This is a genomic window from Halobaculum sp. CBA1158 (assembly GCF_021431925.1).
GTDB lineage: Archaea > Halobacteriota > Halobacteria > Halobacteriales > Haloferacaceae > Halobaculum.
The window spans coordinates 772,445-790,563 of sequence record NZ_CP090371.1 but is presented as its reverse complement, the minus strand read 5'-3'; the positions used below and the strand labels follow the sequence as shown (position 1 = coordinate 790,563).

Here is an 18,119-nt window from a genome sequence, read left to right as displayed (position 1 = left end):
CTTACTGACGCCGGCACGCCTCCACGGTCCGACGGCCACGGGGTCTGAGGTCACAGTCTCGCCCGTCGGCGGTCGATACCTGTCGGCGGTCGACGCCCGTCAGCGGTCGATGCCCGTCAGCGGTCGACGCCAGTCAACCGGGGCGTTCGCGGGACCGACACCCTCATCATCGTCCCGTCGTCCGTGTCGGTCGCCTCGACCGATCCGCCGTGTCCGGACGCGATCCAGCGGACGAGCCACAGGCCCAGTCCGCTCCCGTGGAGGAGAGGTGACTCGGTCCCCGCGTTCAACACCTCGACCTCCTGGTCCGGGAGGCCGGGGCCGTCGTCGGCGATCCGGATCTCGACGGCGTTCGGGACCGTCTCGGCGGTGATCGCGACCGTCGGCTCCTCGCCGCCGTGTTTGACGGCGTTCTCGACGAGTTCCTCGACGGCGCGCTCGAAGCTCGGCAGCAGGTCGGTGGTGGCCCGCCCGTCGGCGTCGACGGACACGGACGCAGCGGGGTAGTCCTCCGCGACCGACTCGGCCACTCCCTCGACGAGCGTCGGCACGTCTACGGACTCGTACTCGAACTCGGCGGAAACGACCCGGTCCAGCTCGCGCGCCTTCTCGCTGAGTTCGAGGAGGCCGTCGACGTGGTCGAGGACGACCTCGCCCGCGGAGTCGTCCTCCAGCTCCTCGGCCATGAGCCGGGTGCGGCCGCGGATGACGCCCATGTCGTTCCGGAGGTTGTGCCGGAGAACGCGGTTGAGTACGGTTGCGAGGGCGGTCTGTCGTTCGAGTTCGGCCTCGTGTCGCTCCCGCTCGAGTTCGCGTTCGAGCAGCCGGGCGACGAGTTCGGCGAACAGCAGTTCGTCGTCGTCGAACTCCTCGCGGACGTTCGACGAGACGAAGCACACCGTCCCGTAGGGATCCCCGTCGAGGACGAGCGTCGTCCCCTGATAGCAGCGGAGCTCGTGGGCCTCGTAGGCGGGGTCGTCGACCCACCCCTGTTCCGGCGCGTCGTGGAGCGCAACCTGGTCGTCCGCCTCGACGGTCCGACGGCAGTACGTCTCGTCCAGGTCCAGTTCCAGGCCCGCGTGGAACCGTCCGCCATCCGGATCGGTGCTGGCGATCGCCTCCCAGTGATCGGTTTCCCGATCGATCCTTGTGAGATGGCCGTTCTCCACGCCCAGGTACCGTCGGCCCAGTTCCAGGGCGTCCTCGGCCTTCCGGTCGAACGGGGCGTCCCTGCGAACGCGCTCGTAGAGTTTCTCCCTCGCCTTCGGTGCCGCGAGTGTGGTGTCGCTCATGTGTTGGCTCCGTCTTCTCCGTCCGGCCGCTCTTGGGTTCGGGGCGCGCTTCGATCTCTGATATCGCAGCTACTCTCCGCGTTAATTTATTCTTTCATCGAAAAAATATCTGTTGGCTCAACGAATACGTGAACCCGATCGCAAAACGCTCTGTTACGCTCGGCCGACGTCGCCGTCCTGCCAGCGGATCTTCGCGGTCGGCCGGTACCATCGTCCGATCGCACCCCGACGCTCCGGGTCGCCGACGGCCAGCGAACCCGACCTACCAGGCCGACCAGGCCGCGGTCTTCGTGTCGCGGGCGTACACCCGCTTCACGTCCTTGGCGTACACCATGTCGCCGTCGTGGTCGAACTTCTCGTGGCGGTAGGTGTCGGCGGCCTCGTCGCGCACCTGCACGCCTTCGATCTCGATCTCGTCGTCGCCGAAGGAGACCGTCTCGCCGACGACGAACTCGTAGTCGCCGGGGACGTACACCTTCAGGCTCCGGGTCTCGTCGCGGCGGCCGTCCTTCGGGTGGACGGTGATGTTGACGGCGACGTTGTCGACGACGCGCGTCCAGACGGTCGCGGCGTGGTCGAGGTCGGACTCCTCGACGCGGCGGTCGCCGGAGAGTTCGATCGAAGTGACGCGCACCTGCTGGATCGCCTCCTCGGTCTCGACGATGAACTCCTCGCCGGTCTCGACGACCTGCTCGGGGTCGCCCGACAGCGTCGCGGCGTACGACTCGCCGTCCTGGGAGACGATCACGTCGACGTCGACGGTGGTCTGCTCGGGGACCTCGACCTTGTGGGTGTGACCGCAGGCCGTACACTGCACCGTGGCGTGGCCGCCGGGCTTCAGCACCTCGTGGGGCGTCTCCTCGGCACAGCCCGGGCACTCCGCGGGCACCTGCGAGGGAACGTCGGAATCGCTCATGCCCCGGCGTACCGTCTCGGGCCGTAAGAAGCCTCGTTTCCCCGGTCGCGCGTGCGGGGGCGTGACGCGGTCGCCGCCGACCGGGAGCCGAACCGCTAACTCCCGGGGCCCCCTCGGGCCGGTAGACCGATGGCCGCCACGCCGACCGACCCCGACGTTCGCCTCGCGGTGACGACCCGCGCGGAGACGTTCGAACGCCTCCGTGAACGCCTCGCGCCCCACGGCGTCGCCGTCGAGCACGTGCGCGTCGACGAGCGCGTGCTCACCGTCGCCGACGGCGAGGGAGCCGACGCGACCGCCGACGGCGACCGCGCGGGCGACGCGGCCGGGGAGTTCGCCGGCTTCGACGCCGGGTGGGTGTACCCGTCGCGGCTGATGGAGGGCGCGGTGGTCGACGCCCGCCTCGGGGTGCCGTGGGTGAACGGCCGCGAGACCGTGCTCGCCTCGCGCAACAAGGCCGGGACGCTCGCGCGACTCGCGGACGCCGGACTCCCGGTGCCGGAGACGCGCCTCGTCTCCAACCCCGCCGACGAGGCCGACGTGCTCGCCGCCGCCGACGCGATCGGCTACCCCCTGGTCGTCAAGCCGAACTCGACGACCCGCGGGACCGGCGTCGCGAAGGCGTCCGACCCCGACTCCCTGCTCGGGGTGACCGACTACCTCGACTTGGTCCACGACTACCGCGCGACCGGCGACAAGTCGTACCTGCTCCAGGAGTTCCTGCCGGACGCGACCGACTACCGCGTCATGGTGCTCGACGGCGAGTACGCGGGCGCGGTCGAGCGCCGTATCCCCGACGACGCGCTCGCCGCGGGGCGGTGGAAGCACAACGTCCACCGCGGCGCGGTCGCCGAGGGCGTCGACCTCGCGGACGACGCGCGCCGGTTGGCGGAGGCGGCCGCCGCCGCGCTGGACGCGCCGCTGCTCGGGGTGGACCTGCTGGAGACGGACGGTCGGCTGGTGGTGTCGGAGACGAACGCCCGGCCGACGGTCGACGCCGCCGAGAAGTACCGCGAGGGCTTCGACGCCGACATCGCCGCGCTGGTGCGACGGACGGCGACTCGGTAGGCGGGTCGCGGGCGCGGTGAGGCGGACGCGATGAGCGGCGACGCTGCCGGCGTCGACGGGGTTGATACCGAACGGAACCGGACGGAGCCGAACGGAGCCGACCGACGCGGCTACTCCACGTCGATATCGGCGGAGGGCTCGAGGGCGTCGAACGTCACCTCGAGGACGCCGTTGTTGAACGACGCGCTCGCGGAGTGCTCGTCGACGCGGACCGGGAGGCGGACGCGCTCGTCGAACCGGCGGTGTTCGCCGGTCGCGGAGATGGTGAGCGTCGTACCGTCGCACTGGAGGTCGATCCCGTCCTTCTCTACGCCCGGGAGGTCGGCGACGAGTCGGAGCGTGTCGCCCTCCTCGTACACCGACACGTGCGTCTCGCCGGCGAACCCCGCGTCGCCGTCGGCGGGGCCGCCCGCGCCGTTCATCCCGTTCATCATCCGCTCGATCTCGTCGAAGATGTCGCCGAACGGATCGTCACGGTCGTCGCGCATTCTGTTCCAGCCTTGGCCGCTGTGCCGAATAAGCCTTCTCCCCGTCTCGGGGAGCGCGTCGGGTCAGTCGTCCGCGGCCGTCGGGGCGGTCGCCGTGGACGGGCGGACCTCCCCCACCTCGGACGCCGGCGTCCAGTTCAGGTCCCGTTCGTAGCGGAACGCGCGGTGATCCCGGGTCGGGTCGACGACCGTCAGCGAGAGCCAGTCGTTGTCCAGCAGATCGGTCACCGCTCCGTGGTCGGCCAGAACGTCGGTGACGCGGTCGACGGGCGCGTGGACGACCGTCGAGAGCCGAAGCGGCTGGTGGTACGGTTCGCCGTCGGCGGCCATCAGCGACTGGAGCGGGAGGCCGGTCATCAGGTCGCCCCCGTTGCCCTGGTGGACGCCGACGTTGCCGACCGGGTTCTGCGTCACCTTCGACCCGCTCCCGTACACCGAGTTGTCGACCGTCGAGAAGTAGTACTGGCTGTTGATCCACTGGGTGACGACCATCGGCCCGGTCAGGATCGCCTCGAGCGCGTCGCCGGCGGGGTCGGTCGACCAGTCGTACGAGTGGAGGAACGAGCGGCCGTCGAGGTCGAGGTCCGCCGTGAGCGCCCGCGGACCGACGACGAACGCGGCGTTGCCGGCCAGTCCCCACTCCGGACGGGTCTCGGCCCAGTCCGCGGCCCGGCGCTCCGTCTCGCGGACGCTCGATGCGCCCTCGACGCCCATGTCGGCGGCGCGCTCCGCGGTCGCGTCGGCGCGGGCGGTCTCGAGGTCGGCGCGGAGCCGCGTGAGATCCTCGGCGTGGCTCTCGGGGACGTGACCGTCGTACAGTTCGATCTCGTCTGTGGTCGTGTTGTGCTGGCCGGCGAGGAACACGGTGTCCTCGGGCACGTCGATGCCGCGGTCGCGGAGCCGCTCGCGCACGGTCTCGTCGTTGCAGATGGCCGCGAGGACGCGGGCGTTCGGGCCGCCGGGGTTGCCGGCACAAGCGCCGCAGTCCAGACTCGAGTCGTAGGGGTTGTTGGCCGTCTCGCTGGCGTGGCCGGCGAAGACGACGAGCCGACCGAACTCCTCCCAGCCCATCAGTTCGAAGGCGGTCGCGGCGTACTCGACCCGCTCCTCGGTCGTCAGGCCCACCGGGAGGTCGCCGGCGTACTCGTGCTGGTGGCGGACGATCTGATCACAGAACTCGTGGTCGTCCGGCACGGCGTCGTCGGCGACGTCGAGCAGGTCGTGGACGCGACCGGGGAGGAGCGTGCGGGCCGCGACCGCGAGACCGTAGCCGCTCCCCGCGGTCTCGACGTATCCGTAGGCCGTGGCGGCGTTGGCCTCGAGCGTCTCGATGACCTCGTCGACCACCTCGCGGACGCCCGACAGGCGGTCGTGTCTCGCCTGCGTGTCCCTGTCGGTCGGTACCTCGGTGATGTGGTGCTCCGGTTCGAGGATCGGCGGGCAGGCGTCGACCGACACGTCGGCGTCGTAGCCCCGGTACTCCATCGGGATCCCGAAGAATCCGGCGTAGCCGTGGGTCTCGTAGTCGCCCGCGGCCTCGATGTGACGGCGAACGACCTCCGACCGGGTGTCGATACAGAACACCAGTTGCGCGTCCGGGCGACCCGAGGAGTCACGCCGGTCGAGCGACCGGCCCTCGGCGGCGACGCGCTCGACGAGTTCGGTTCGATAGCTCGCCTCCCACGCGCTCAGGAACGCCTCGGCGAGTTCGTCGCCCGCGTCGACCTCGACGCCGTCGGGGGTCGTCGAGGGCTCGATGTCGACGCCGAAGGCGTCGAGCAACGCCAGACGGGCCGCGAGATACCCCGCGAGCGTGATCGGGCAAGCCGACTGCCACGCGCCCTCGTCCTCGGCGCGCTGTTTGATGAGGCCGGTCCAGCCGGGGAGCGCGGCCAACTGCTCCTCGAATATCCGTACCCACCGATCCTCGGTATACGGCTCCAGCGCGGCCTCGATGGCCTCCGTCGGCGTTTCGGGAAGATCGGCGGCGACTCCCTCGTCGGGGATCTCGGTGTCGTGGCGGGCGACCTCGCGAAAGGCGGTGTAGAACCCCGCCTCGCGGTTCGGCATCGACCAGTGGGCGCTCCCCTCGTCGAGGAAGGCCGACAGCCACTTGCACAGTATCTGCTCGGCGCGGTCCCGGGCGGTACGGGCGTCGCCGGCGGCGTCATCGTCGGCCGCGTGCTCGTCCGCGTCGACCGTATCACCGTCGGCCGCGAGCGTGTCCGCGTCGGCCGCCTCGGCCATGCGATCGAGCAGGAGTTCGGGGTCGCCCTCGTAGCCGGCCTCGGCGAGTTTCGATTCGAGTATCTCCGGGTCGATCTGACCGTGCTCCATCGCTCCGCGGAACGTCTCGGCGCTCGGGTAGCCACGGCCGCCCAGCAGGTCGGCCGCCCGTCCGACCGCCTCGTCGAACGGCCGGTCCTCGAACCCGGAGAGGGGGTTCGCCGTCACGAACGAGTGTATCGGCCAGAGCCCCCCGACGACGGCGGCCGCCTCGTCTATCCTGTCGTGGATGGTGGGTTCAGTACTCATTGTACTCCTCCGTGGCGGTCATCACGGTGTCCGAGGACGGCTGGCCGGCGTTCAACAGCGCCACGTAGAGACGCCGGCTGTTCTCGTGGACGCCAGTCTCGATGCCGACGTAGATGCCGACGAAGACGGCGGCGATCACGACGTGGAGGACGGTCAGCTCGGTCGACACCGGCTCGACGGTCAGGAGCGCCGAGACCCCCTCGTAGACCACGGCGTAGACGACGATGGCGGGGAGGAACGCCACCGGGACGGCCGCGTAGCGGGCTGCCGCCGGAAGCGACGTCTGCTGGACCGCGTCCCGGGCGGCGTGGAGGGTAGTGAACGCCACGAAGAACGTCAGCAGGAGCCCGCTGTCGACGCGGAGTCCCTTCCCGGTGAGCACCGCGAACAGCGCGCCGCCGGCCAGGCCGGTCAGGAGCGTCACGACCACGCCGCCCACGCTCGCCACCCGCCCTATCGTGGCTCCGGTCCCTCCATCTGGGGCGGTGTGTTCGACCCGTTCGCCCGAGCTGAGGAACTGGTAGGCCTTGTAGAAGCCGTGGAGGATGAGATGGGTGATCGCGGCCCCGAAGAACCCGAGGCCGACCTGCATGATCATGAATCCCATCTGTCCGACCGTCGAACAGCCCAGCTTGGCCTTGATGTCCGTCCGAACGGACTTCAGGAGCTTTCCGCCGATCGCGCTGGCCCCGCCGACGGCGACCACCGCGAGCATGAGGGCGGAGTCGACGGTGACGACCGGAGCGAACCGGGTGAGGAGGATGCCGCCCGCGTTGACGAAGCCGGCGTGCATCAGCGCCGACGCCGGCGTCGGCGCGGTCATGGAGGAGAGCAGCCAGGTGTGGAACGGGATCAGCGCGGACTGGATCATCGCCGCGAGGACGAGCGCGCCGGCCGCGACGAGCCACACCGAGCCGCCGGGCGTGTCGGCGGCCGCGGCGATTCCGGAGACCGTCGTCGCGCCGGTCTCCCACCACAGCGCCGCCAGCGCGACGGCGAGGAGCCCGCTGCTGGCCGCGAAGTGCCTGCGGGCGACCCTCGCGGCGGCCCGCGCCTGCCTCCAGCCGCGGGCGAGTCCGATGAGCTTCGCCATCAGTAGGCCCATACTCAGCCACAGGAGCCCGAACAGGGCGAGGTGGTCGGCCGCGACGAGCCCCATCACGGTCACCGTGAAGCCGAACACGAGGACGAAGAACCTCGTCTCGTGGGCGGTACCCGCCACGTACCGACGGGAGTAGCTGTGGACGATACCGCTGAAGAACGTGACGACCACCCACATCAGGACCGTCAGTCCGTCGACGGCGACGACGCCGGGGATCGCCCAGTCGCCACCGAACAGGACTCGGACCGCGAGGGCGGCGACGCTCGCGGCGAACAGCACCCACGCGAGCCAGGTTAGTGCGACGGGCACGAACGGCGACTCCGCCGTCGTGTCCGGGAGCGCTCCGACCGTCCTCTTCGAGGTATGTCCTGCCATCGTTCGATCCGTGTCGCGACCCGTCTCGTCGGCCGGTACCGGTTCGACGGGCCGGTTCTGGTCGTCCTCACCCGCAGTCGAGAACGGTTTGGTTATTAAACTTGCTTATCTTCACAAATCGTTCCAATATAGAGTATCAAAGAACATTATGTTTTCAGGTTCAGCGGGCGGGATCCCCCGACGCGGAGTCGCAGCGGCGGCCGGCGACGCGGATCGGCGTATCTTCGGAGAGTCGAGACCGACGACTCGGGTCGGATCCGTTCTCGCCGGTGTCGGTGTCGCTCGTCTCCGGTAGCCGACTCGGTCTCGGGCGAGCACGCCGGTACCGGATCGTTCGACTGTCGCGGTCGAGAGAACGGATCGGTATCGCCTACCCGTCGCTCGCCGCGTGTGTCGAGGGGTCGAACTCGCCGAACGGGGTGGTCTCGTGGCTCCGGATCAGGACCTCGTCGGCGACGGTGAGCCCCATGTCGAGGAGTTCCTGTGCCACGGGAGTGATGTCGTCGTCCGATTCGCCGACGGCGGTGACGAGGAGGTTCTGTTCGCCGGTGACCAGCTCTTGGACCGACACGACGCCGTCGATCCGCAGGATTTCGGAGACGATGTCGCCCCGCTCGGCTATCGAGGCGGTGCAGTAGAGCAGCATCCGGAGCGGATAGCCCGACTGCTGGTAATCCACGTCGGCGCTGTATCCCTTGATCACGCCGGCGGATTCGAGGCGCTGGATGCGCTTGCGGACGGTGCTGTCGGAGGTGTCGGTTCGCTCTGCGATGTCCCCCGACGACGTGTTGCGGGCGTCCTCCTGCAACGCGTACAGGATCGCCTTGTCCACGTCGTCGATATCCGTGTCGCTCATGCCGGAGTATCCGCGGCAGAGACACTTTACCTTTGTACGTCGCTCGCTCGCGCTGTCGGCCGGTAGCCGATGCTCGGCCCGGCGACGGACCGCGGAACGCCCCCGAATCGAATCGGCGACGACCGTGGTCTCCGAACGGCGTTGCTCCGAACTATCCGGCGTGCGAGTGCGAGATCCATCGGTCCGAGCACACCTCGGCGATCACCCGCAAGCGATAAGTCGTCGGACAGCAATAATTCGGTTATGAGTAAATCGTATCTCGTCGCGGGAGACGACGTGGACGATCCCGTCAGAGTCGGGCTGAACGGGTTCGGTCGGATCGGCCGCAACGTCTTCCGGGCGGTGCTCGGGGACCCGCGGATCGAGCTCGTCGGCATCAACGACGTGATGGACGGCGAGGAGATGCGGTATCTCGCCTCTTACGACTCGGTGATGGGGCGGCTCGAGGGCGTCGAGTACGACGCCGACGCGCGCGAGCTATCGATCGGCGGCACCGCGGTCCCCGTGCTCGACGAGCAGGACCCCGCCGACCTCCCGTGGGACGACCTCGCCGTGGACGTGGCCCTGGAGTGTACGGGCGTCTTCCGGACGAGAGGCGACGCCGGACGACACGTCGAGGCCGGCGCGGACGTGGCGGTCATCTCCGCGCCGCCGAAGGGCGACGAGCCGGTCAAACAGCTCGTGTACGGCGTCAACCACGAGACGGAGTACGAGGGCGAGTCGGTCGTCTCGAACGCCTCCTGCACCACCAACTCCGTCACCCCGATCGCGAAGGTGCTCGACGAGGAGTTCGGCATCGCCTCGGGGACGCTGACGACGGTCCACGCCTACACCGGGAGCCAGAACCTCGTCGACGGGCCGAAGGCGAAGACGCGCCGCGGACGCGCGGCCGCGGAGAACATCGTCCCCACCTCGACGGGCGCGGCGCAGGCGGCCACAGAGATCCTCCCGCAGTTGAAGGGCAAACTCGACGGCATGGCGATGCGCGTGCCCGTCCCGAACGGCTCGCTCACCGAACTGGTCGTCGACCTGGAGTCGTCGCCCTCGGCCGCCGAGATCAACGACGCGTTCCGCGCCGCGGCCGACTCCGGCCCGCTGGCGGGCGTGCTCGGCTACACCGACGACGAGGTCGTCAGCCGCGACATCGTCGGTCTGCCGTTCTCCTCGTACGTCGACCTCAAGTCCACGAACGTCGTCGGCGACGACGACGAGGGGGTCGCCAAGGTACTGACGTGGTACGACAACGAGTACGGCTTCTCCAACCGCCTGCTCGACGTGGCCGCCTACGTCGACGCGTACTGACGGGGGACGCGCTCAGCCGCCCGCCGCCGGCGTCGCGCTCGCTCCGTCGGCGACCCCGTCGACGGCGTCGCCCGTACACGCTCCGGAGACGACGACGCGGACCCCGCCGTCGTGGTCGGGGTCGACGTCGGCGCTCCACCCGTGGACGCGCGCGAGCGTCCGGACGTTCGGCAGCGCGATCCCCGCCTCTGCGTCGGGCACCGCCCCGCCGTACTCGAAGAACGACTCCGGGTCCATCTCGGGGTACTCGGTGCCGTCGCCGGCGACGGAGAAGCCGTCCTCACACGGCCTGACGGTGATCCGATCGGCGTCGTTGTGGACGCCGAATCGAAACGCGCTCGCGAACAGCGACTCGAGGCGATCAGCGTCGGCCTCGATCCCGCAGTCGGCCTCGCAGACGAGCTCGACGCCCTCCGTGTCGACTTCCGCCCACGCCTCATCGACGGCCTCCTCGAGCCGGACTGACTCGGTCGCCTCGACGGTCCGACCCTGACGGGCGACGTCGGCGAAGTCCTCGACGAGGTCGCGCATCCGCTGTGCGCTCCCCGAGGCGGTCCGCAGCGACTCCCGGGCCGAACTCACGTCGCCCGACTCGAGCTCCGAGCCGGCGAGATCGACTCGCCCGGCGACGATCTGGAGGGTGTTCAACAGCTCGTGGCGCATCGCCGCCGCCAGCGACTCGAGCTGTTCGTTCTGTCGCTCCAGCTCGCGGCGTCGACGCTCGCTTTCGGTCACGTCGCTCGCCATCACCAGCTTCCCGATCGAACCGCGCGAGCGGACGAACTCCGTCGTGGACACGAGGTAATAACGGAGTCCGTCGCCTCCGCGGTGTTCGATCACTCCCTCCTCGTCGGACAGCGCCGACGCGAGCGCGGGCACCACCGCGTCCAGTCGCTCGCCTCGAGCCCCCCGAAGCTCCGGGAACCGGTCGCGAGCGCGATCGTTCGTCTCCCGGACTCGGTCGCTCTCGTCGAGGTAGATCAGCGGGTCGTCGACGCCGTCGGACAGCTGAACCGACAGGAAGCGGTCCTCGAAGACGAACAGCGTCCCGACGGCGAACGCGGCGACCCCGACGGGTTCGAGGCTCAGGTCCGGCACCAGCGGAGAGGTCATCTCGACGATATCGAACACGACCGGGAGGGCGGTCACGCCCACCAGCGCCGCCAGCGGGCGCGTGTCGAACTCCGCCTCCAGGAACTGGTCGAACAGCATGAAGAAGCCGATCGTGACCAGCGAGTACGACAGCCCCGTGACGACCCAGTGGGCCAACCCAGGCCGGATCGCGAGGTGGGCGAACGGCGTCGAGACTGGCTCGGCGCTGAAGTACAGCCCGTGGATCGGGTTGGTCACCTTGACGGCCACGATGGCGACGAAGACGGCGACGGCGAGCCGTCGATACGTCGGGTTCCGGTGGAACGACCGCCCGGTGTAGGCCGAACAGAAGTACAGCCAGCCGCCGATGGTGCTCAGCCCGACGATCAGGCCCGTCAGATACAACAGGTACTGGAGGGGCCCGGCCGGCGCGAGCAGGTAGGCGAGCTGTGCGGCCGCCCACCCGCCGCTCGCGACCAGCAGTCCGACGAGCCCCACGCGCGTTTCCTCGTCGTCGACCGCCGCCGCGCGCCGGAGCGCGACCGCACAGCCGGCCACCGCGACGACGTACGCCAGCACGTACCAGTAGAACGACGCGCTACTCACGAGTTCGACCATCTGCCCGGAGGGGACGCCCGCGCCGACTTAACCGATCGCGTCAGATTATCAGAACGGATGGACGGCGCGTCTGGATTGCCGCGTTCGGGGGCGGGACGAAGGTCTTCGGCGCGCGTCACCGCTCGGCACCCGATCGCGTGCGTCGGCAGTCGCTTCGGACCGGGCCCGTCGGACCGAATACCAAACCATTACTCGCCCCCGACTGACCCCGTAGGTATGACACTCCGCAGGCCGCCCCTCCGAGAGGTCCACGCCGATCGCGGCGCGAAGTTCACCGAGTTCGGCGGGTGGGACATGCCCGTCGAGTTCGACTCGATCCGGACCGAGCACGCGGCGGTTCGCGAGGCCGCCGGCGTCTTCGACGTGTCGCACATGGGCGAGATCGAGGTCGTCGGGCCCGACGCGACGGCGCTCATGCAGCGGCTCACGACGAACGACGTGACGGCCCTCTCTCCGGGCGACGCGCAGTACGCCGCGATCACCCGCGAGGACGGCGTCATGATCGACGACACCGTCGTCTACCGCCTCCCCGACGAGACGCCCGACGCCGACGCCTCCGTCCCCGCGTACCTGTTCATCCCGAACGCGGGCCACGACGCCGACGCCCACGAGCGGTGGATCGACCACCGCGACGAGTGGGGGCTGGACTGCGAGGTCCGAAACGTCACCGAGGACTGGGCGATGTTCGCCGTGCAGGGTCCCGACGCGCCCGGGATCGTCGCCGACGCGGTCGACGGCGACGCCACCGGCGTCCGCGACCTCTCGCGGTTCTCGGCGACGTTCGCCCCGCTCGCCGGCGCGGACTGCTGGGTCGCTCGCACGGGGTACACCGGCGAGGACGGCTTCGAGGTGCTGTGCCCGTGGGAGTCGGCCGAGGCGGTGTGGGACCTCTTCGCCGACGACGCCGCCCCCTGCGGCCTCGGCGCGCGCGACACGCTCCGGATCGAACACGGCTTCCTCCTGTCGGGGCAGGACTTCCACCCCGAGGACGAACCGCGCACGCCGTACGAGGCCGACATCGGCTTCGTCGTCGACCTCGACACCGAGTTCGTCGGGCGCGACGCCCTCGCGGCCCAGCGCGAGGCGGGCGTCGAGGAGACGTTCGTCGGCATCGAGTTGCTCGACCGCGGCGTCCCGCGCCACGGCTACGACGTGACCGACGAGGACGGCCACGTCGTCGGCGTCGTCACCTCGGGGACGATGAGTCCGAGCCTCGACAAGCCGATCGCGCTCGGCTACCTGCCGACCGACCGCACCGATCCCGGTACCGAGGTCCGCGTCGTCGTCCGCGGGCGCGAGAAGCGCGCGAAGGTCGTCACCGTCCCGTTCGAGTAGTCACACACCGTCCCGTTCGAGCAGTCGCGACCCCGCCGGCCGTTCGGTTTCGCATACACCCAAGTACCCTCCCCGCCGTGGTTCGAGTAGACGATGAGCTTCGACGTACCCGAGGGCCTGCGCTACCGCGAGTCGCACGAGTGGATCGACCCGGAGACGGGACGGGTCGGCATCACCGACTTCGCGCAGGACGAACTCGGCGACGTGGTGTTCGTGGAGCTACCGAGCGAGGGCGACGCGGTCGACGCCGGCGCGGAGTTCGGGGTCATCGAGTCGATCAAGGCCGTCTCGGACATGTACGCGCCCGCCTCCGGCGAGGTGACCGCCGTGAACGAGGCGCTGTTCGACGCGCCCGAACTCGTGAACGACGACCCCTTCGGCGAGGGCTGGATGCTCGAACTCGACGCCGACGAGGCCGACCTCGACGGCCTCCTCTCGGCCGAGGAGTACCGCGACCAGATCGCGTAGTCCGGCCGGTCCCGCGACCGACGGTCACTACAACCGGCGTTTTCGCCTCCGAATACCTCTTGGCGGGCTGTCGTGTACGGGCGGACATGCCCCTCGACCGCCGGTCGTTCCTCGCGACGACGGCGACGCTGGCCGTGACCGCCACCGGTGGCTGTACCGGCTGTGCGCCCGCCCCGACCGCCTCCCTCCGGCTGACCGCCGAGGACGACGCCGGCCTCGCGCGCGAGGCGCTGTACGCCTTCGGCGCGGACGACGACCCCGCGAACCCGGACGCGCTCGCCCGCGAGGTCGTCGAGACCGGGTCGGCGACCGTCGAGGACACCCGGGAGCCGCTCCCGACCGACCGGCCGGTCGTCGTCGCCGGCGAGGGCGTGTACCGCTTCGCCGCCGAGACGGTCGACTCGCGAGAGGTTCACCGCTTCGGCGTGACGATGAACCCGATCCGCACGGCGGACGGCGAGGAGACGCCCGACTCGGCCGACCGGATCCGGTTCGCGGACCTGCCGGGAGTCGACCGAGAGGCGCTCTCGCGGGCCGGCTACGACGACCACCGCCCGCCGGGCGTGGGGACGACCCTCAGCTACCGGCCCGGATCGGTCGAGGAGTCCGTCCTCGTCCCCGACCCCGAGTACGACGCCGTCGTCTGGCCCGACGGCCCCGGAACGATCGAGGTGGACGACCGCGGCACCGACGCCGTCTACACCTACCGCCTGACCGCCGACCGCGTCGCCTCGGCCGCCGAGTTCGGCGCGGACGTGCGCGAGCGGTTCGGCTTCGCGCTCGAGGGGCTTCCAGCCGAGGAGCGCGAGATCGTCGAGGCCGCCGTCGACCCGGAGACGCCCGCACCCGACGGCGACGACTACTCGGGGTATCACGTCGCGAGCGACGAGGAGCCGAGCGACGCGCTCCGATCGCTCGTCGACCGCTTCCGCGACCGCGACCCCGTGGCGTTCGGGTGGGAGGATCCGCCCGGGGGCGATCGCGTCGGCGGGGAGTACGTCGTCCGCTACGACGGCGCGGTGTACTGGGCGTCGCTCCGCGTCGACGAGTCGGCGTTCACCGGAGGCGCGACCGGGACCGGGACGCCAACCTGACCCGCCGCGATAGCCGGCCACGCCGCCCGGGAACGAACGACTCTTGGTGGGCGCGCCGTAGGCACGACTATGGACAGACGTGGACACGGAACGCCGTTCGCTCCGCACGGACGTGCCGGGAGGAGCCTCCGATGAGCGGACGCCACGCGGGCGCGAGCGGGTCGCCGTTCGCTCCCCACACCGCCGACGAGACGGCAGCGATGCTCGACGCGCTCGGCGTCGACGACGAGGCCGACCTGTTCGACATCCCCGAGGACGTCGCCTTCGACGGCGCGTTCGGCATCCCGCAGCGCGACGAACGCACGGTCAGGAACGACCTGCGGGAGACGTTCGCGCGCAACGACGACCTCACGGAGTTCCTCGGTCGGGGCCACTACTCCCACTACGTGCCCGCGGTCGTCGACGACCTCTCGGCGCGCTCGGAGTTTCTCACAAGCTACACGCAGTACCAGCCGGAGATCACCCAGGGCTTCCTCCAGGCGCTGTTCGAGTACCAGTCGATCCTGGTCGAGTTGACGGGGCTGCCGGTCGCCAACTGCTCGATGTACGACGCCGCGGCCGCGCTCGCGGAGTCGGCGCTGCTGGCCGAGCGCGTCCGGTCGGTCTCGGGGTCGACGCTGCTCGTCCCCGAGGACCTGCGCGACGGCAAGCGCGCCACCCTCGACAACTACGTCGACGGCTCCGACCTCACAGTCGAGACGTACCCGTACGCGGACAACACGGTCGACCTCGACGCGCTCGCCGAGTCGGTCGACGAGGACGCCGCGTTCGTGTACGTCGAGACGCCGACGGTGACGGGCACCATCGAGCCGAACCTGGCCGCCGTCGGCGACCTCGCCGACGACGCTGACGCGTTCTTCTGCGTCGGCTCGGACCCGGTCGCCCTCTCGCTGCTGGAGGAGCCCGCGTCGGTCGGCGCGGACGCCGTCGTCGGCGAGGCGGGCGCGCTCGGGTTGCCGACGAGCTACGGGATGGGCCTCGGGCTGTTCGCCTGCCGCGAGGACTACCTCCGACAGGTGCCCGGCCGGCTCGTCGGGAAGAGCGAGGACGCCGACGACCGCCGGGCGTTCACGCTGACGCTGCAGACCCGCGAGCAACACATCCGGAAGGAGCGCGCCACCTCGAACATCTGCACGAACCAGGCGTGGGTGGCGCTGCGGGCGGCGATGCACGCGGCGTATCTCGGCCCTGAGGGGCTCGTCGACATCGCGGAGACGTGCGTCCGGGAGGCGTCGTCGCTGGCGGGGGAGTTGGACGCGCTCGACGGCGTGACCGCCCCGCTCGACGACGGGCACCACCTCCGCGAGTTCACCGTCGGCGTCGACGACGCCCCCGGCGTCGCCGCCGGGCTCGAGGAGCGCGGGTTCGCCGTCCACGTCCTCGACGACGAGACGATACAGGTGTGTGTGACCGAGCTGAACGCCGACGCGGCCGACGACCTCGCCGCCGCGTTCGCGGAGGTGACGCCATGAATTATGATCAGGCCCGCTACGGCGACGACGACCGCAACGAGTCCCTCCTCTCGGAGAAGGACTCGACGGAGGTGAACCCCGGTGCCGGGTCCGCCCTGCCCGACGACCTGACGCGCGACTCCCTGGAGTTGCCCGGCCTCTCGGAGCCGGAGTTGGCCCGCCACTACACCCGCCTGTCGCAGATGAACTGGTCGGTGGAGGCGGGGCCGTACCCGCTCGGCTCGTGCACGATGAAGTACAACCCCTCCTTCGCCGACGCCGTCGCCGCCGACCCGAACGCGGCGGTCCACCCCGACCGCGACCCGGAGACGGTCCAGGGGAACCTCGAGGTGCTGTACGGCCTCCAGGAGTACCTCGCCGACATCGGCGGGATGGACGCGGTGACGCTCCAGCCGCCGGCGGGCGCGGCCGGGGAGTTCACCGGCATCGCCGTCGCGAAGGCGTACCACGAGCACCACGGCAACGATCGAAGCGAGGTGATCATCCCGGCCTCGGCCCACGGGACCAACTTCGCCACGGCGGCGATGGCCGGCTACGACGTGGTCGAACTCCCCTCCGGCGAGGACGGCCGCGTCGACGTGGAGGCGCTCGCGGCCGCCGTCGGCGACGACACCGCCGCGCTGATGCTCACCAACCCCAACACCGTGGGGCTGTTCGAGCGCGACATCGTCGAGATCGCCGAGATCGTCCACGACGCCGGCGGGCTGCTGTACTACGACGGCGCGAACCTCAACGCGCTGCTCGGGCGCGCTCGCCCCGGCGACATGGGCTTCGACATCATGCACTACAACGTCCACAAGACGTTCGCGACGCCCCACGGCGGCGGCGGCCCCGGGGCGGGCCCGGTCGGCGTCGTCGAGGAGCTGGCCGAGTTCCTCCCCCGCCCGCGGGTGCGAGCGGCGCAGAACGGCTCCGACGCCCGCGACGCGGCCGCCGCCGACGGCGGCGCGCTGGCGGACCGCGACCGCGACGACGGGCGCGCGGACGACGGCGACAGCGACGCCGAGGACGACGGCGGCCCCGGGTACGAGCTGTTCGACCCCGAGCACTCGATCGGGAAGGTCCACGGCTTCTCGGGCAACTGGCTCGTGTTGGTCCGGGCGTACGCCTACATCCGCCGACTGGGCGACGAGGGGCTGCTCGACGCCTCCGCGAAGGCGACGCTGAACGCCAACTACCTCGCGAGCCTGCTGGACATGGAGGTCCCCTACGGCCCGTTCCACCACGAGTTCGCCGCGACCGCGGGCGACCGCGACGCCGCCGACGTGGCGAAGGGGATGCTCGATTACGGCGTCCACCCGCCGACGACGAAGTGGCCCGAGTTCGTCGACGAGGCGATGCTGACCGAGCCGACGGAGGTCGAGAACAAGCGCTCGCTGGAGGATCTGGCACACGCGTTCAACGAGGCCGTCGCCGACAGCGACGAGGAACTCGACGAGGCCCCCACGAAGACCGCGGCCCGGCGCGTCGATCAGACCTCCGCCGCGCGGAACCCGCGGCTGTCGTGGCACGCGCTCGACGACGACGAGTAACGTCCTCGACGGGAGAGACCCGCGACGGGTAGCGGTCCCGACGCCGGGCCGTCCCCGTCCCCGATCGCGCCGCGGTTCTTCGAGACCCGCCCCGGAACGATAGCGGCGGCTCCGAGGTCAGTAGTGTCCCGCCCTCGCTCGGCGTCGGTCGCCGGCGGTCGTCGGCGGTCGGAGCCGCCGTCGCCGTCGGGCGTCGCCGTCGCTCGAAGTCGGGCGGGTTCCGCGAAAACGTCGACGAGAGTCGACCCGTGTCAGCGCCGCCGTGAGGAGACGAGAGAGACGGAGATCCGCGTCGATCCGTTCAGTCGTGCGTGGTTCGTTCCGGGGTCAGTTTCGGACGACGTTCGTCGCGCGGGGGCCCTTGGGGGCGTCCTCGACGTCGAACTCGACCTCCTGTCCCTCCTCGAGATCCGGACCGCCGACGTCTTCCATGTGGAAGAACACGTCCTCGTCCTCGTCCTCGATCGAAATGAAACCGTAGCCGCCAGTGTCGTTGAAGAAATCAACTTTTCCGTTCGTCATTGCGAATAGACGTACAGCCCGTCCGGGGATAACTCTTCCGCGAGCCGCGGTA

The 18,119-nt window shown here is 70.3% G+C and carries 15 protein-coding genes; 7 read left to right on the top strand and 8 right to left on the bottom strand.

Annotated elements, in window-relative coordinates:
* Positions 1–116: 116 nt before the first annotated feature.
* Entirely contained in the window at positions 117–1,292 is a 1,176-nt protein-coding gene (locus Hbl1158_RS04200) for a GAF domain-containing sensor histidine kinase (protein WP_234298813.1), read from the bottom strand.
* A gap of 262 nt (positions 1,293–1,554) precedes the next feature.
* Complete coding sequence (locus Hbl1158_RS04195; protein WP_234298812.1) at positions 1,555–2,208, bottom strand: HVO_0476 family zinc finger protein; 654 nt, start codon at positions 2,206–2,208, stop codon at positions 1,555–1,557.
* Positions 2,209–2,337: 129 nt separating this feature from the next.
* Between Hbl1158_RS04195 and Hbl1158_RS04190 the strand changes: the two genes are divergently transcribed.
* Positions 2,338–3,276, top strand: a complete 939-nt coding sequence (locus tag Hbl1158_RS04190) for an ATP-grasp domain-containing protein (protein ID WP_234298811.1) — start codon at positions 2,338–2,340, stop codon at positions 3,274–3,276.
* 110 nt (positions 3,277–3,386) lie between these two features.
* Here Hbl1158_RS04190 and Hbl1158_RS04185 read toward each other — a convergent pair whose 3' ends face one another.
* The 4 genes from Hbl1158_RS04185 to Hbl1158_RS04170 all read right to left on the bottom strand — a co-directional run bounded on the left by Hbl1158_RS04185 (position 3,387) and on the right by Hbl1158_RS04170 (position 8,632).
* Positions 3,387–3,764 carry an Hsp20/alpha crystallin family protein gene (locus tag Hbl1158_RS04185; RefSeq protein WP_234298810.1) on the bottom strand — a complete coding sequence of 126 codons (378 nt, stop codon included), beginning with the start codon at positions 3,762–3,764 and terminating at the stop codon, positions 3,387–3,389.
* A gap of 63 nt (positions 3,765–3,827) precedes the next feature.
* On the bottom strand, positions 3,828–6,299 hold the full coding sequence (locus Hbl1158_RS04180; protein ID WP_234298809.1) for a DUF2309 domain-containing protein: 2,472 nt from the start codon (positions 6,297–6,299) through the stop codon (positions 3,828–3,830).
* Positions 6,289–7,776 (bottom strand): proton-conducting transporter membrane subunit, encoded by a 1,488-nt coding sequence (locus tag Hbl1158_RS04175; RefSeq protein ID WP_234298808.1) that lies wholly within the window; start codon positions 7,774–7,776, stop codon positions 6,289–6,291. Before Hbl1158_RS04175 ends, Hbl1158_RS04180 begins: the two co-directional genes overlap by 11 nt.
* Positions 7,777–8,146: 370 nt before the next feature.
* Positions 8,147–8,632: an Lrp/AsnC family transcriptional regulator gene (locus tag Hbl1158_RS04170; protein ID WP_234298807.1), complete on the bottom strand. Its 486-nt coding sequence runs from the start codon at positions 8,630–8,632 to the stop codon at positions 8,147–8,149.
* 243 nt (positions 8,633–8,875) lie between these two features.
* On the opposite strand from Hbl1158_RS04170, the gene gap reads away from it, so the two are divergent.
* Positions 8,876–9,934 (top strand): type I glyceraldehyde-3-phosphate dehydrogenase, encoded by a 1,059-nt coding sequence (gene gap / locus Hbl1158_RS04165; protein WP_234298806.1) that lies wholly within the window; start codon positions 8,876–8,878, stop codon positions 9,932–9,934.
* 12 nt (positions 9,935–9,946) lie between these two features.
* On the opposite strand, the gene Hbl1158_RS04160 is transcribed toward gap, so the two are convergent.
* Positions 9,947–11,644 (bottom strand): histidine kinase N-terminal 7TM domain-containing protein, encoded by a 1,698-nt coding sequence (locus Hbl1158_RS04160; RefSeq protein WP_234298805.1) that lies wholly within the window; start codon positions 11,642–11,644, stop codon positions 9,947–9,949.
* 216 nt (positions 11,645–11,860) lie between these two features.
* Between Hbl1158_RS04160 and gcvT the strand changes: the two genes are divergently transcribed.
* The 5 genes from gcvT (at position 11,861) to gcvPB (ending at position 17,545) form a co-directional block, all read left to right on the top strand.
* A complete protein-coding gene (gene gcvT, locus Hbl1158_RS04155) occupies positions 11,861–12,979 on the top strand; it encodes a glycine cleavage system aminomethyltransferase GcvT (protein ID WP_234298804.1) in 1,119 nt (372 codons plus the stop codon).
* Between the two features lie 93 nt (positions 12,980–13,072).
* The gene (gene gcvH / locus Hbl1158_RS04150; protein ID WP_234298803.1) at positions 13,073–13,447 is read left to right on the top strand and encodes a glycine cleavage system protein GcvH; all 375 of its coding nucleotides are present in this window, start codon (positions 13,073–13,075) and stop codon (positions 13,445–13,447) included.
* A gap of 86 nt (positions 13,448–13,533) precedes the next feature.
* The gene (locus Hbl1158_RS04145) at positions 13,534–14,541 is read left to right on the top strand and encodes a hypothetical protein (protein WP_234298802.1); all 1,008 of its coding nucleotides are present in this window, start codon (positions 13,534–13,536) and stop codon (positions 14,539–14,541) included.
* Positions 14,542–14,672: 131 nt separating this feature from the next.
* Positions 14,673–16,013 carry an aminomethyl-transferring glycine dehydrogenase subunit GcvPA gene (gene gcvPA, locus Hbl1158_RS04140; RefSeq protein ID WP_234298801.1) on the top strand — a complete coding sequence of 447 codons (1,341 nt, stop codon included), beginning with the start codon at positions 14,673–14,675 and terminating at the stop codon, positions 16,011–16,013.
* The gene (gene gcvPB / locus Hbl1158_RS04135; RefSeq protein WP_234298800.1) at positions 16,010–17,545 is read left to right on the top strand and encodes an aminomethyl-transferring glycine dehydrogenase subunit GcvPB; all 1,536 of its coding nucleotides are present in this window, start codon (positions 16,010–16,012) and stop codon (positions 17,543–17,545) included. The genes gcvPA and gcvPB overlap by 4 nt, the downstream gene beginning before the upstream one ends.
* A gap of 327 nt (positions 17,546–17,872) precedes the next feature.
* On the opposite strand, the gene Hbl1158_RS04130 is transcribed toward gcvPB, so the two are convergent.
* Entirely contained in the window at positions 17,873–18,067 is a 195-nt protein-coding gene (locus Hbl1158_RS04130) for a cold-shock protein (protein WP_234298799.1), read from the bottom strand.
* Positions 18,068–18,119 lie beyond the last annotated feature (52 nt).

Coding starts and splice junctions, on each gene's coding strand:
- Hbl1158_RS04200 (WP_234298813.1), bottom strand. CDS start 1,292: ATGAGCGACACCACACTCGCGGCACCGAAGGCGAGGGAGAAACTCTAC.
- Hbl1158_RS04195 (WP_234298812.1), bottom strand. CDS start 2,208: ATGAGCGATTCCGACGTTCCCTCGCAGGTGCCCGCGGAGTGCCCGGGC.
- Hbl1158_RS04190 (WP_234298811.1), top strand. CDS start 2,338: ATGGCCGCCACGCCGACCGACCCCGACGTTCGCCTCGCGGTGACGACC.
- Hbl1158_RS04185 (WP_234298810.1), bottom strand. CDS start 3,764: ATGCGCGACGACCGTGACGATCCGTTCGGCGACATCTTCGACGAGATC.
- Hbl1158_RS04180 (WP_234298809.1), bottom strand. CDS start 6,299: ATGAGTACTGAACCCACCATCCACGACAGGATAGACGAGGCGGCCGCC.
- Hbl1158_RS04175 (WP_234298808.1), bottom strand. CDS start 7,776: ATGGCAGGACATACCTCGAAGAGGACGGTCGGAGCGCTCCCGGACACG.
- Hbl1158_RS04170 (WP_234298807.1), bottom strand. CDS start 8,632: ATGAGCGACACGGATATCGACGACGTGGACAAGGCGATCCTGTACGCG.
- gap (WP_234298806.1), top strand. CDS start 8,876: ATGAGTAAATCGTATCTCGTCGCGGGAGACGACGTGGACGATCCCGTC.
- Hbl1158_RS04160 (WP_234298805.1), bottom strand. CDS start 11,644: ATGGTCGAACTCGTGAGTAGCGCGTCGTTCTACTGGTACGTGCTGGCG.
- gcvT (WP_234298804.1), top strand. CDS start 11,861: ATGACACTCCGCAGGCCGCCCCTCCGAGAGGTCCACGCCGATCGCGGC.
- gcvH (WP_234298803.1), top strand. CDS start 13,073: ATGAGCTTCGACGTACCCGAGGGCCTGCGCTACCGCGAGTCGCACGAG.
- Hbl1158_RS04145 (WP_234298802.1), top strand. CDS start 13,534: ATGCCCCTCGACCGCCGGTCGTTCCTCGCGACGACGGCGACGCTGGCC.
- gcvPA (WP_234298801.1), top strand. CDS start 14,673: ATGAGCGGACGCCACGCGGGCGCGAGCGGGTCGCCGTTCGCTCCCCAC.
- gcvPB (WP_234298800.1), top strand. CDS start 16,010: ATGAATTATGATCAGGCCCGCTACGGCGACGACGACCGCAACGAGTCC.
- Hbl1158_RS04130 (WP_234298799.1), bottom strand. CDS start 18,067: ATGACGAACGGAAAAGTTGATTTCTTCAACGACACTGGCGGCTACGGT.